Genomic DNA, 12,537 nt, shown 5'->3' with positions numbered 1-12,537 from the left:
GGCCTTTTTTTAGTTATGCAGGATGAATGTGACGGTGCTCCAATGTAGTTAAAATAATACCCTGCCCGTGTATAAGAGGGCAGGGTATCCAAGTAACAGCTATAAATACTGCACATTATACAGCCTGGCGTAAGCTCCTCCGTTACGCATCAGCTCCTCATGGCGGCCTTGCTCCACAATCTGGCCATGCTCGATCACGACGATGAGGTCAGCGTGCGTGATCGTGGAGAGTCGGTGCGCCACGACAAGCGTTGTTCGGTTCTGCGAGAGCTCCGCGAGCGACTCCTGGATGGCGTGCTCGGATTCCAAGTCAAGCGCCGAGGTGGCCTCATCGAGCACGAGGATAGCGGGATCCTTCAGGAACACGCGGGCAATCGCGATCCGCTGCTTCTGACCGCCTGAGAGCTTGACGCCTCGTTCGCCGATTTCCGTGTCATAGCCTTTGGGCAGCGACATGATGAACTCATGCGCATTGGCTCGTCTGGCCGCGTCATAAATCTGCTCTTCCGTGCTTTCCGGATTGCCAAGCAGAATATTCTCGCGAGCCGAGCCGCTGAACAAGATGTTATCCTGCAGCACCATCCCGATCTGCGAACGAAGGCTATGCTGCGTCACGCTGCGAATGGGCTGTCCGTTAATCGTGATTTCGCCCTCTTGCGTGTCGTAGAAGCGTGCCAGCAAGCTGACCAGTGAAGATTTTCCGCCTCCGCTCATACCGACTAACGCAACGGTGTGGCCTTTTGGAATGTGCAGGTTGATATTGCGCAGCACCCAGTCGGATTCATTCTGATAGCGGAACGATACGTTGCGGAATTGAATATCCCCTTGCACCGTACGTAGAGGGACGGCATCCGGCGCATCCGTGATTTCAGCCTGCTCGCCGAGCAGCTCCATTACGCGTTCCAGCGATGCAGATGCTTGAGTGAGCTCAGTGGACGAGTTGACGAGCCGGCGTAGCGGCGCATACAACCTGTCGAGATAGCCGTAAAAGGCGACAAATTCGCCTAACGTAAGCGATCCCTGCACGACAAAATAACCGCCGCACGCCAGCACCAGCAGGGGTGCAATTTCAGTCAGCGTATTAATGATGGATTGCGTGAGCGCATTCCACCGAGTCAAAGCAAAGGCGCGCTCCAGAAACGTTTGGTTCCGATTGCCGAATTGCTGCTGCTCATAGGCTTCCAAAGTAAAGCTCTTCACCACAGGAATGCCGTTCACATGTTCATTGAGATAGCCCTGCATCTCCGCCATCGCTTGCGATCTCGAGCGCGAGTAACCTCGCAGCCGTTTGTACAGCTTCTTCACCGCATAGCCGTAGAACGGAAGGATGGCTATAGCCACAAAGGTTAGCGTGATGTTCATATTGAACATGATGACGAGCGCAATGACGAGCGTGAACATATCCAGCCAGATGTTCATCAGACCGGTCTCGACGAGCGACTTGGTCTGTTCGGCGTCATTCATCATCCGCGAGATAATCTCGCCGGATTTGCGATTCTGGTAGAACCGGATGGATAACCGCTGCAAATGAGCGTAGAGCTTATTGCGCAAGTCAAAAAGCACGCGGCTCGTTGTCAGCTGCGCGAAATATTGACGGTAATATTCAACCGGATATCGAACCACAACGAAAAGTAAGAAGGCCAGCCCCACAGCTTTAAACAGCTTTGAGGTTTTGTCTTCAACCGAGAGAGTAGCAAGCAGCACATCGTCGACGACATATTTGAGAAACAAGGGAAGCGTCAGCGGAATCGCGAATTTAATGATGCCAATCGCCAGCGTAATCGCAATCAGCCAGCGATAGGGTTTAACAATTTGCAGATAGGCGCGAAAATGGTTCATCTATTTCACGTCGTAACCAAGAAACGCTTCGCGCACCCGGTTCCAGAACGGGAATGGACGGTAGCGTGCGAAGCTAACCTTGCGTGAAGCCACGCTGCACCGAATGGCGCGGATATCGTCCCGTTTAATGGTAAGCTGGTCAACAGTTAGCTGCAGCCGCTGATCTTTGCGTGGAATAATGTCGCAGTGATGGTGCTGCGGCAGAACGAGTGAAGAACCTAGCGTCCGGTAAACCCGGTTATTAATGGATGCAATTTCAGCCAGCTGCAGCGATTCGATCGACGGATGAATGATCGCGCCGCCTAAGCTTTTGTTATACGCCGTACTCCCTGATGGCGTCGAGACGACAATGCCGTCACCGCGGAACATTTCAAACATCTCATCATTGACGTTAATTTGAGCGACTAGCATATTGTCTAGGCCTTTAAGCGTAAATTCGTTCAGTGCCGTATGGGTCACTTTGCCTGCGTCTGTGTCCAATTCGATCTGGGCAAGCGGGTATCGTACGATGCGCGGCTCACTTTCCGCCATCATGCGGACCAGCTCTTCCAGTTCGTCGGCTTTCCAATCGGCGAAGAATCCGAGATGACCGGTATGTACACCGATAAAAGCGAGGTCATCGATTCTGTCGACATAGGTGTGAAATGCCTTCAAGAGCGTTCCGTCGCCGCCAATGGAGATGACCATTTCCGGACTCTCGTCATTGCGCGTTAATCCTCGTGCTGCTGCAAGCTCATGAAAACGAGTGACAAGCTCTTTCGATAACTTATCACCTCTGTCAATTACGACATAATTCAAATCTAGGCGCCCCTTCCGCGCAGTTAATACTTGAATCATAGCGGATATCTGTGGCGAATTCAATGTCAAAGCGCCGGACCGAGCGCACCCCAAAGCAGATAGATTAAGCAAGTGGCGATACAGCCGTGTAATAATCGCGCGAGTAGAAAAGGCTTATAGCGCAGATCCGTATGGCTGAGGAGACTGGCGATTTGGGCATGCACGGACAAGCCGCCCCAGGAGAGGATGAATGCGGCGATCGCCGCTTGGTGGACGAGGCCGCTGCTGACTGCCGCGCCTGCGGAACGCGCGCCGAGCGTAACCTCGAAGATGCCGTTCACTACGGCATCAGAGAGAGCAGGCGGAACATGAATCAGGCTGAGCAAGGACTGGACGCCTTGCGCCAACACATTGATGCCCCCGGCCTGCCGGAGCAGCTCCATGATCACGGAGAAGACAACGACGAGACCGCCAACTACGATCATGAGCCGCAGCGCAGCCTGTATGGCGTCTTGAAGGAGAACGCCGAATGTGCGTCCATCCATTAAGCGGGCGAAATGCATCGCGTGTATGGCCTCAGAGAGGCGGCTTTTTCGCTTTCCAGCTGCGATGCTGCTGCCCTTGCCCCCGGTGCTGCTAGGCGCTGCGGGGAGCGTCGACTCCGCCTTACGGTCGTGAAATCGCATCAGCAGCCCGATAATGAGGCCTCCGCCATAATGAGCTGCAGCCAGGACCGGTGCAAGCGCGACATTGTGGAAGAAACCGACGGAAACAGCGCCGATGAGGAAAATGGGGTCCGAGGTTGTCGTAAACGCCACAAGCCGCTCGCCCTCCGACCGGTTGATGAGCTTTTGTTCCCAGAGCTGGGCCGTAAGTCTTGCCCCGACAGGGTAACCGGATGCGTACCCCATCGTCACAACAAACCCCCCTATCCCGGGTATTCGAAAGAGTGGCCGCATGAGCGGATCCAAGATTTTACCGAAGAAATGTACGATGCCAAGTCCAAGCAGCAGCTCCGAAATCACGAAGAAGGGGAATAGGGCCGGAAACAGCACTTCCCACCAGATGGATAGCCCCCGAATGGAAGCTCCCAGCGCCTCAGCGGGAAAGCCAATCATCAGCAGAACGAGCAGAACGGCTGACCAAGCCGGGATAATTGACGGGCGAAGCAAGTAGCGAACGACATGCACGCAGAGGCCCTCCTTGAAATCGTAAATGCCTACTACTACTGCTATATGTGCGGGAGCGGACAAACATCACTTGTCCGAAAGAATGCTTTTTGTATAGCGGGTGTAAAGGGGGCTTAAAAAGCCCGGAAATAGGGTAAAAAAGTTTAGAAAACGCTTGCAAAACTAGATGTTATTTTTATTCTGGGTATGCTACAATTGTCTTACATCAATCGAACGCCTTGAGGTGATGACTAATGAGTATAATTGCTGGCATCCTCGTCTGCGCATTCATCTACGTCATCCGTGAGTCCCTGATGGCTCCCGGAGAAGAGGATTACGAAAGCTGAATTTCCCGACTCTTATTCGTACCAACACCTACTGCCGTAATGCCCTCTTCCTAGAGGGCATTTTTTTGTGCGCCTATAGGTTCATATTTTATGTTAAAATAATTAAGGGAAGTGCTACAAAAGACCTACAAAACGGAGTGAGTAATGACGATGAATAACTATAGTACTATATATGAAGCTGTCGGAGGCGTTGCCGGAATTAAAGGCATCGTAGAATCCTTCTATCCTAAGGTTCTGAAGAACCCATTGATTGGCCCTCTATTTCCGGCGAATATTCAACCTGTCATGGAGAAACAGACGATGTTTCTGACTCAGTTCTTCGGCGGTCCTTCTTTGTACTCCGATGAATTTGGACATCCCATGATGCGCGCAAGGCATATGCCATTTCCTATAACACCAGAACATGCGGAGGCTTGGCTTGGTTGCATGCGGGAAGCCCTTGCAGAAACAGACTTGCCTGCCCGGCTGCAGGAAGCCATGCTTGACCGTTTATCAGGACCGGCTCATCACTTTGTTAATCAACAACCATAACAATAGGGAGACGTGACGAAATGGATCCACTTTATTTAACTTCAATTACATGTATTTGCTGTGAGTCCACCTACAAGACGTCACGTGTACGCCCAAGCTTTAAGAAACCATCCGGCCGGGACACCGATTTCTGTTCCCACTACAAGACGGAATGTAATCCTGATTTCTATGTCGTGCGTGTTTGTCCGCGCTGCGGATTCTCTTCAACCGAGAACGGCAAAACAGCCATGACGGAAGCGCAGAAACGTCTCTATCAGGAGACGGTGGGAAGCCGCTGGAGCTATCGCGATTACGGCGGCACGCGTACGAAGGAGCAGGCGCTGGAATGCTACAAGCTTGCGCTCCTCTGCGCTGGCATTATCAACGAGAAGGAGCGAGTCATAGCGGGTATCCTTCATCATATTGCATGGCTGTATCGGTACGAGAATATGAAGGAGCAGGAGCTGCGGTTTCTGCGCCATGCACTGGATGCTTACGTCGCTGTATTTGAGACAGAGAGCGGTTCACTCAACAATGCGAAGCTGATGTACCTGATTGGGGAGCTGAATCGGCGGATCGGCGAGCCGAATACAGCAGTAAAGTGGTTCTCGCGTGTTGTCAATGACAAGCGGATTGAGGATGCTTCCATGATCCGGGCATGCCGCGATCAATGGCAGCTGCTTCGCGAGCAGCAGCAGTTTGGTGACAATTATGAGGAAGAGCCAGCCGCGATGAACGCGTAGGGATCAAAAAAAGCCGTCCGAGCCTTGGTGCTCGGGCGGCTTATTTATGTTCTGGTTAACCGAGATCAAGCGTGGCGAAGCGTCGTGTCCGTAAGGAGATAGTCCTGATCCGCATCGATAACGGTTACCCGGTTATGGCAGCAGGGGAAGACGAGAAGCCTTTTTTTGCCTGTGCGAATATCGCCAAGCTCTTTGGGTCTGATTGGCAGCAGGACGTTGTCTTTCTTGCAGAACGGGCAGCTCGGCACATATACGTCTTTCATAATGATGTCATAAGGCCAGGCACGCTCAAAAGGAATCACGGCGTTGAAGCTCCTTTATCCTCTGTGTCGTTAGCGGCATTCTTCGCGAGCTCGGCAATCTTTTGCAGCAAAATATGCTTTGGCATATGCATCAAATGCTCCAGCGGAACATTCAACTCCTTAGCCAGCTTAATCGCGGTCTCCGCTGAAAGCTGCAGTGGTTGAGACATCGTAAACACTCCTTATCGTTTGGGGCTTGTCTGCATATGCAGCGCCCAGATCTGCATAGGATGGAAAAAGGGACAATGATCACGTTATAATTCAGTTATACACTGCGACGATAGAATTCGCAACGCGCAGAAATAGGAGGCTCCTATGCAATCAACATTACCCACAACATGGAATTTAGAAAATATCTATGCGGGAGGTTCCGGCTCTGCCGCATTTAGCGAGGAATTAAGCGGGATGGAGCGAGACATAGATGTCCTGACACGAGAACTGTCTACGGCGTCTGCAAGCGGTGCTCCTTCTTCATCGGAACAGCTGTCAGGCTGGACGAAAGCGGTTCAATCGATACTGCTCCGGATTCGGCAGTCAGACTCGTTCGTAGGCTGCTTGCAAGCCCAGCAAATGAAGGATACTGCGGCTAATGGGCTTAATGATCGGGTCAAAACCCTGTCGGCTAAATTCAACGGGGCACTGACAAATTTTGATGAGCTGCTGCTGCGGACTGACGACGAGAGCTGGGGGAATTGGCTGCGTTCGGCCGATGCTGCACCGGTTGCTTTCGTACTGAATGAGCGACGTGAAGCAGGTAAAGAGAAGCTGCCTCCTAAAGAAGAAGCACTGGCTGCGGAGCTGGCGGTAGACGGTTACCACGGCTGGGGCGATTTCTATAACACGATCGTTTCACGTATTCGATTCGAGGTTACCGAGAATGACGGGGCCGTGAAGCAGCTATCTGCCGGCCAAATGCATAATAGGCTTAGTCACAGTGATCGGAGCGTACGCGAGAGTGCTTTTGCAGAGTGGGAACGTGAATGGTCCGAGCAAGGAGATCTGTGCGCAGATACGATTAATCGCATCTCAGGCTTCCGTTTGAAGCTGTACGAGAAGCGGGGCTGGGTTTCGGCGCTCAAAGAGCCGCTTGCGATAAACCGAATGAGCGAGGCTACGCTGAATGCGATGTGGTCGGCCGTAACCGAAGGCAAGCCGCGCCTTGTACGCTATATGGAGCGCAAAGCAAAGCTGCTAGGTCTCCCCCAACTGGACTGGCATGATGTTAGCGCACCGCTTGGTTCTGCAAGCAAGACAGTGCCGTACAGTGAGGCAGCGGCGTTTATTACGGAGCAGTTCCGTGCGTTCAGTCCGGATTTGGCATCGTTTACGGATTTGGCGTTCCGCGAAGCGTGGATCGAAGCGGAGGATCGTCCGGGCAAACGTCCGGGCGGGTTCTGCACTTCGTTCCCGAAGAGTGAAGAAACGCGGATTTTCATGACCTACTCCGGCACACCGTCGAACATTTCGACGCTTGCTCATGAGCTGGGACATGCGTATCATCAGCATGTCATGAATGATTTGCCGCCACTGGCACAGGAGTATGCGAGCAATGTAGCAGAAACGGCGTCAACTTTTGCAGAGATGCTCGTATCTGATTCCGCACTGAAGGCTGCTGTCAGCCGAGAAGAGAAGCTGGCGCTGCTCGATGATAAGCTGAATAATGCGGTTTCTTATTTTATGGATATTCACTCTCGTTTCTTGTTTGAGAAGAGCTTCTATGAACAGCGTAAGCAGAGGATGCTGACCAAAGACGAGCTGTGCAAACTCATGGAAGAAGCGCAGCAGGAAGGGTTCAGCGGTGCGCTGGGCAAGCTGCATCCGCATTTCTGGGCGTCGAAATTGCATTTCTATTTGACGGATGTACCTTTCTACAACTTTCCGTATACATTTGGGTATTTATTTAGCTGCGGTATCTATGCGCAAGCGAAGAAAGAAGGCGAGTCCTTTGCGGACCGCTATGTCGCGCTGCTTCGCGATACCGGTTTGATGGCGGTTGAGGATTTGGCGCAGAAGCATCTTGGCGTACGTTTGGATGAACCGGACTTCTGGCGTGAAGCGGTCAAGCTAGCTTTGGCGGACGTAGAAGAGTTCCTGGCTCTGACCGAAGAAGTATAAGGTTTGATTGAGAGATAGGCATAAAACCTGACATAATGTGGAATACTGATGGATAGAGAACGGTGCGGCCTTAAGGGTGACGGCGCCGTTTTTCTGTCACTGGATCAGGATATGGGTAGGTCCGCTTATGGAAGGGGTTTGAGAGAATGCAAGTAGAGCAGACATTTGTGATGGTGAAGCCGGATGGTGTGAAGCGAGGGCTGATCGGCCCAATAATTACACGTTTCGAGCAGAAGGGCTTCGAGCTGGCCGCGATATCGCTCCGCAGAATTGACCGAAAGCTTGCTGAGACGCATTATGGCGAGCTTAAGTCAAAGCCGTTCTTCGGCGAATTGGTCGATTATTTAACGTCCGGACCGGTGTGCGCCATGATCTGGCAAGGTCCTCATGCCGTTGAGAATGCACGTGCGATCATTGGCAAGACGAATCCGGTGGAAGCGGGGCCGGGGACGATTCGTGGCGACTTTGGGATGGATATCTCGGGCAATATTGTTCACGGATCGGATTCGGATGCAAGTGCTGCACGCGAAATCGGATTGTTCTTCGACCGTGAGCATGCTGCGCTGCCTCCGACTCCATTATTTGGCGGAACGGCTGTGGCACAGGATGAACATTCGATTCATTAATTGTGTCCTACACAAGAAAGCCCTCGCTTATCTCGTCTAGAGAGATAGGAGGGCTTTCGTTATTACGTGCTCGATTAGTTGTTTGTTTGTGTGGGTAGAAAATTAGAACGATTCGTTGATAACCAGTTTGCTAAGCGGCAAACGAGGAGTTGGACGGCCCGGTGCAGCTGCTTCTCCGATTGCGATCATCATAACCGGAATGAAGCGTTCCGGGATGTTCAATGCTTCAACGAGCTTCGCTTTGTCAAAACCGCCCATTGCTACCGTGTCGTACCCTTTAGCTTTAGCTGCCAGCATGAGCTGCATAGCGCCAAGACCTGCATTCTTGTTCGCTTCGTCGCGTGCAACTTGCTCGAACGAATAAGCGCCTTCGATTTGACTAACCATATTGTCACGGATTTCTTGCGAAACATGACCTGCTGCAAGCATGCCGTCAAAGATTTCACGGCCTGTGATTTGCGCTTGCAAGTCGCCAAGAATAACGATAACAGCGGAAGCGTCGGATACTTGTTGTTGGCCGTAAGCGATCGGACGAACAAGATCTTTCTGTGCTTGGTCTTGGATAACGAGGAAACGCCATTGCTGCAGGTTCCAGGAAGATGGTGCAGTTGCAGCCAGCTCAAGGATTTCGTTCAACGTTGTTTCAGGAATAACTACATCTCTTTTGTATTGGCGTACGGAATGACGCTCGCGCATAACTTGCTCAGCGGATGGTGCCGCTACAGTATTGTGTTGGTTCATTTTAGGTATCTCCCTCTCCAAATGGAATGAATGTAAAAATAAGTAACTTACTTATCAGATCTAACTTACAATAGTATAGTACACTTACAAAAGATAAGCAACTACGAAATTTAGGAAGTCAACTTCTTAAAATGTGCGAGCGCGGGTTGACTCCAATGAGAAAAATGTGTTAAATTATGGTCAATTGTACAAGGACGCTACGGAAGCACCGTAACGCGCAGATGATCTGCGTAGTTATGGTGCTTTTTTGCGTCCTTTTTATTCTTCAGGATGCAGAAAGGAGTGTGAGATTGATCCATGAGCAAGCGCAATCTCATTGTAGCCGTGCAAGAATCGAGTTATCTTGAACGACTTGGCGACTTTATTCGACTGGGCTCCTTCGGAGCAGGCTGGCAATTAACAGCCTTTACGAATCCGGCAGCACTTCGCAGCTATTTGCGCGGAGGATATGCCGTAGATCTACTCGTGGCACAGCCGAGCTTATTGGATGAGCTGGGCGAGTTGACGGAGAACGTGTTATCGGCAGCGCTTGTGGGGCAGATCGGATATTCGCAGCATAAGCATCAGGTGCTGCAATACCAGCCGCTGCCTCAGCTGTTGCAATCGTTCGCGGCCATTTATGCTTCGTCTGAGCAGCATGCAGTGAAGCTGGTGGATGAGGGTGGCGAGGATAGGGCGGCCGGCGGGACAAGCATCATTTCGGTGTATTCCCCTGCAGGTGGAATCGGGAAGACGACGCTTGCGTTGCAGCTTGCAAGGCAGGCATCCGCTTGCGGTGCTCGCGTCTTTTATTTGAACCTGGAGCAGTGGAATGCAGCGCCGCTCTGGGATGGCAAAGATGGACGGGAAGATTTCTCGAATTTGTTGTATGCGCTGCAAGCTGCTCCTGATAAAGCAGCTGCGCAAATTATTGCGCTGCGCAAACGTCATCCTTGGCTTGGCATTGATTTTATCGTGCCATGCGAGAATGCGGAGGAACGACTCTCCCTTACGGCTGAGCAAGCGGAGAGATTGCTCGCTGCCATTAAGGGAACTGCGGAATACGACATGATTGTGGTTGATTTGGACAGCCGATTGGATGCCGTACACGACGGTGCGTTCCATGCAAGCCGCCATGTGCTCTGGCTCTTGTCGAATGATCCGAGCAGCTTGCGCAAGACAGAGTTAGCTATGCAGTATGGCGAACAGAAGATTGGCCTTTCCTTTATGGCGTCGAAGACTAAATTTCGATTTATCCAGCTGAAGCCATTCGGCAGTCCGGAAGCGGAATGGCAAAGCGGCAAGATGGCTTCACTATCGATTACAGCCTCTGTGCCTTTTGTAAAGGAATGGGCAGCTTTCGGACAACAGGGTGGGACCGGGTGGTTCGATGCTCCGCAGTATCGCGGAGCTATTGAATCGCTGCTCGGCAAACTTGGCGAGCTGAAGCCGGGAGGTGATTCCAGTGTCGCCTCTGAACGAAGAAACAGTCCAGCTGCTCAAGGAACGAATTCGCAATCAGCTTGAGCTTGGAATCGCGATGTCAGACGAGGAGTTCAGCTCGCGAATTGAACGAGAAGTTTTTCGGTGGTGTGTGGATCATCCGATTACTGCGGGCGAGAAAATTCAACTTGTCCGAAGGCTGTTTCATTCCTTTCGCGGTTTGGATCTCATACAACCGTTGATGGACGATCCATCCGTTACGGAGATCATGATTAACTCTCATAAGGAAATGTTTGTGGAGCGTGGGGGACAACTGCTGAGGGTACCGATTTTTTTTGAAAGTAAAGAACGGCTGGAGGATTTGATTCAATCCGTAGTAGCGGGCGTCAATCGCGTAGTGAATGAATCTACACCGATTGTAGATGCCAGGTTGAAAGATGGGTCCAGGGTACACATCGTGCTGCCGCCGGTTGCTTTGAAAGGACCGACCATGACGATCCGAAAGTTTCCCGAGCGTCCGATGCTGATGGATGATCTGATCGCGCGTGGGGCGCTTACTTCGGAGGCCGCTGCGATGCTTGGCAAGCTTGTGAAGGCGAAGTACAACATTTTCATCAGCGGGGGGACAGGCTCGGGCAAAACAACCTTTCTTAATGCGCTAACCCAATTCATTCCGAAGGATGAGCGGATCGTAACCATAGAAGATGCAGCAGAACTGCAAATTCGCTCGGTTCCGAACTTGGTCTCGCTGGAGACGCGTAACGCGAACACCGAAGGGAAGGGTGCCATTGCCATGAAGGAGCTGATTCGAGCTTCGCTGCGAATGAGGCCAAATCGGATCGTTGTGGGCGAGGTTCGGGGCGGCGAAGCAATCGATATGCTGGCTGCTATGAACACCGGACATGATGGAAGCTTATCCACCGGACACAGCAACAGCGCCCGAGATATGATCGCTCGTCTGGAAACGATGGTGCTGAGCGGCGCCGAATTGCCGATTGCCGTAATTAGGCAGCAAATTGGCTCGGCCATTGATATTATCGTGCACCTCTCTCGCTTACGCGATCGTTCGAGGCGAGTCATTGAAATGTATAGGTTTAATAATTAACCAACTGATGAATATTTATCTTTACCAGTTCAGATAATTTAATAATTATCTGAACTGTGGAATATTTAACTTTACTGATAATTTGACCATGTGAAACGCTAAGAGGAAAGCATTTACTGTAGCGGGAAGACATTCGTTATTTTCAATGATGGTATGAGAATGCGAAGGGAATTGTGGTGCTGCCTGAGCTCATAATCCAACGTTTGCTTACGAGTATGAACGGGCGATAAAAGATAAAAACCTGGTACCGGTGAAACCAGTCAAAATGCCAACCAAGTTTACACGCGATGGTATCGATCCGGATCAGCTGACACCGTATCAAGGAATACATAAGGAACTCGTTGCAGGACTTGTCAGCCAGCTTGCATACATTGATGAACACTATTTCGCGGTTGGTCCTCACTTGCCAATTCTGTTGCGATATCGTGATTCCTCGCAATGGGAGTTTCTCGATGATCGTGCGGTGCTTGATTTAACGAAAACGATGGCGCCGCTTATGTACGATCAGGAACCCGAAGATAAAAAGCGAATCGACTTGTTACACGTGCATTTGCAGCATAGTTGCCTTGGGAATGTTCAACAGGTTGCTCAGCACGTCGACATGCTTCGATCGATTCGTGACCTGCGTTTCTTCGAGCGTACGTCAGCAATTGAGTTGAATGAAATCCGTAAAATCATTCGTGAACTCATTCGGCTTCTTGATTATGAAGAAAAGGATATCGTACATACCAATTTTCAAGATCAACTCGGTACCGTATCCTTCGAGGATGATTTACCGGTGTCGGCTGATTTTACGGATTATCGGGAGTTCATTGGAAAGTTCGTCCGCGATCACTAAGAT

Annotated in this window: 13 protein-coding genes; 7 read left to right on the top strand and 6 right to left on the bottom strand. The window is 51.2% G+C overall.

The window, feature by feature from the left end; all coding sequences use genetic code 11:
* Positions 1 to 99 precede the first annotated feature (99 nt).
* The 3 genes from AC50Y3_RS18625 to ylbJ form a co-directional block, all read right to left on the bottom strand.
* Positions 100 to 1,839 carry an ABC transporter ATP-binding protein gene (locus AC50Y3_RS18625; protein WP_494820223.1) on the bottom strand — a complete coding sequence of 580 codons (1,740 nt, stop codon included), beginning with the start codon at positions 1,837 to 1,839 and terminating at the stop codon, positions 100 to 102.
* Entirely contained in the window at positions 1,840 to 2,637 is a 798-nt protein-coding gene (locus AC50Y3_RS18620) for an NAD kinase (RefSeq protein ID WP_494820222.1), read from the bottom strand.
* Between the two features lie 65 nt (positions 2,638 to 2,702).
* Positions 2,703 to 3,806 (bottom strand): sporulation integral membrane protein YlbJ, encoded by a 1,104-nt coding sequence (gene ylbJ, locus AC50Y3_RS18615; RefSeq protein WP_494820221.1) that lies wholly within the window; start codon positions 3,804 to 3,806, stop codon positions 2,703 to 2,705.
* A 476-nt stretch (positions 3,807 to 4,282) separates the two neighbouring features.
* On the opposite strand from ylbJ, the gene AC50Y3_RS18610 reads away from it, so the two are divergent.
* Both AC50Y3_RS18610 and AC50Y3_RS18605 read left to right on the top strand, forming a co-directional pair.
* The gene (locus AC50Y3_RS18610) at positions 4,283 to 4,663 is read left to right on the top strand and encodes a globin domain-containing protein (protein WP_494820380.1); all 381 of its coding nucleotides are present in this window, start codon (positions 4,283 to 4,285) and stop codon (positions 4,661 to 4,663) included.
* Positions 4,664 to 4,683: 20 nt separating this feature from the next.
* The gene (locus tag AC50Y3_RS18605) at positions 4,684 to 5,385 is read left to right on the top strand and encodes a DUF2225 domain-containing protein (RefSeq protein ID WP_494820220.1); all 702 of its coding nucleotides are present in this window, start codon (positions 4,684 to 4,686) and stop codon (positions 5,383 to 5,385) included.
* 65 nt (positions 5,386 to 5,450) lie between these two features.
* Here the strand turns inward: AC50Y3_RS18605 and AC50Y3_RS18600 are convergent, their stop codons facing one another.
* Positions 5,451 to 5,687: a hypothetical protein gene (locus tag AC50Y3_RS18600; RefSeq protein ID WP_475781146.1), complete on the bottom strand. Its 237-nt coding sequence runs from the start codon at positions 5,685 to 5,687 to the stop codon at positions 5,451 to 5,453.
* The gene (locus AC50Y3_RS18595) at positions 5,684 to 5,857 is read right to left on the bottom strand and encodes a YycC family protein (RefSeq protein ID WP_494820219.1); all 174 of its coding nucleotides are present in this window, start codon (positions 5,855 to 5,857) and stop codon (positions 5,684 to 5,686) included. The genes AC50Y3_RS18600 and AC50Y3_RS18595 overlap by 4 nt, the downstream gene beginning before the upstream one ends.
* A 145-nt stretch (positions 5,858 to 6,002) precedes the next feature.
* Here AC50Y3_RS18595 and AC50Y3_RS18590 point away from each other — a divergent pair, with 145 nt between their 5' ends.
* Together AC50Y3_RS18590 and ndk are read left to right on the top strand one after the other, a co-directional pair.
* Complete coding sequence (locus tag AC50Y3_RS18590) at positions 6,003 to 7,802, top strand: M3 family oligoendopeptidase (RefSeq protein ID WP_494820218.1); 1,800 nt, start codon at positions 6,003 to 6,005, stop codon at positions 7,800 to 7,802.
* A gap of 146 nt (positions 7,803 to 7,948) precedes the next feature.
* The gene (gene ndk, locus AC50Y3_RS18585; protein ID WP_494820217.1) at positions 7,949 to 8,428 is read left to right on the top strand and encodes a nucleoside-diphosphate kinase; all 480 of its coding nucleotides are present in this window, start codon (positions 7,949 to 7,951) and stop codon (positions 8,426 to 8,428) included.
* Positions 8,429 to 8,530: 102 nt separating this feature from the next.
* Here the strand turns inward: ndk and AC50Y3_RS18580 are convergent, their stop codons facing one another.
* Positions 8,531 to 9,169, bottom strand: a complete 639-nt coding sequence (locus AC50Y3_RS18580; protein ID WP_494820216.1) for a nitroreductase family protein — start codon at positions 9,167 to 9,169, stop codon at positions 8,531 to 8,533.
* A gap of 297 nt (positions 9,170 to 9,466) precedes the next feature.
* Between AC50Y3_RS18580 and AC50Y3_RS18575 the strand changes: the two genes are divergently transcribed.
* From AC50Y3_RS18575 to AC50Y3_RS18565, 3 genes are all read left to right on the top strand, one after another.
* Positions 9,467 to 10,675, top strand: coding sequence for an AAA family ATPase (locus AC50Y3_RS18575; protein ID WP_494820215.1), 1,209 nt, complete (start codon positions 9,467 to 9,469; stop codon positions 10,673 to 10,675).
* Positions 10,623 to 11,696 carry a TadA family conjugal transfer-associated ATPase gene (locus tag AC50Y3_RS18570; RefSeq protein ID WP_494820379.1) on the top strand — a complete coding sequence of 358 codons (1,074 nt, stop codon included), beginning with the start codon at positions 10,623 to 10,625 and terminating at the stop codon, positions 11,694 to 11,696. Before AC50Y3_RS18575 ends, AC50Y3_RS18570 begins: the two co-directional genes overlap by 53 nt.
* Positions 11,697 to 11,961: 265 nt before the next feature.
* A complete protein-coding gene (locus tag AC50Y3_RS18565) occupies positions 11,962 to 12,534 on the top strand; it encodes a hypothetical protein (protein WP_494820214.1) in 573 nt (190 codons plus the stop codon).
* The last annotated feature ends 3 nt before the right edge of the window (positions 12,535 to 12,537 follow it).

The organism is Paenibacillus sp. J22R98 (assembly GCF_059383835.1).
Note: the sequence above shows the minus strand (reverse complement) of the source record. Positions and strands in the feature narration are given on the sequence as shown.

What these genes read in the sequence shown, in the direction of transcription:
- ndk (WP_494820217.1), top strand. Translation starts at nt 7,949, where the DNA reads ATGCAAGTAGAGCAGACATTTGTGATGGTGAAGCCGGATGGTGTGAAG.
- AC50Y3_RS18590 (WP_494820218.1), top strand. Translation starts at nt 6,003, where the DNA reads ATGCAATCAACATTACCCACAACATGGAATTTAGAAAATATCTATGCG.
- AC50Y3_RS18610 (WP_494820380.1), top strand. Translation starts at nt 4,283, where the DNA reads ATGAATAACTATAGTACTATATATGAAGCTGTCGGAGGCGTTGCCGGA.
- AC50Y3_RS18565 (WP_494820214.1), top strand. Translation starts at nt 11,962, where the DNA reads ATGCCAACCAAGTTTACACGCGATGGTATCGATCCGGATCAGCTGACA.
- AC50Y3_RS18595 (WP_494820219.1), bottom strand. Translation starts at nt 5,857, where the DNA reads ATGTCTCAACCACTGCAGCTTTCAGCGGAGACCGCGATTAAGCTGGCT.
- AC50Y3_RS18605 (WP_494820220.1), top strand. Translation starts at nt 4,684, where the DNA reads ATGGATCCACTTTATTTAACTTCAATTACATGTATTTGCTGTGAGTCC.
- AC50Y3_RS18575 (WP_494820215.1), top strand. Translation starts at nt 9,467, where the DNA reads ATGAGCAAGCGCAATCTCATTGTAGCCGTGCAAGAATCGAGTTATCTT.
- AC50Y3_RS18625 (WP_494820223.1), bottom strand. Translation starts at nt 1,839, where the DNA reads ATGAACCATTTTCGCGCCTATCTGCAAATTGTTAAACCCTATCGCTGG.
- AC50Y3_RS18580 (WP_494820216.1), bottom strand. Translation starts at nt 9,169, where the DNA reads ATGAACCAACACAATACTGTAGCGGCACCATCCGCTGAGCAAGTTATG.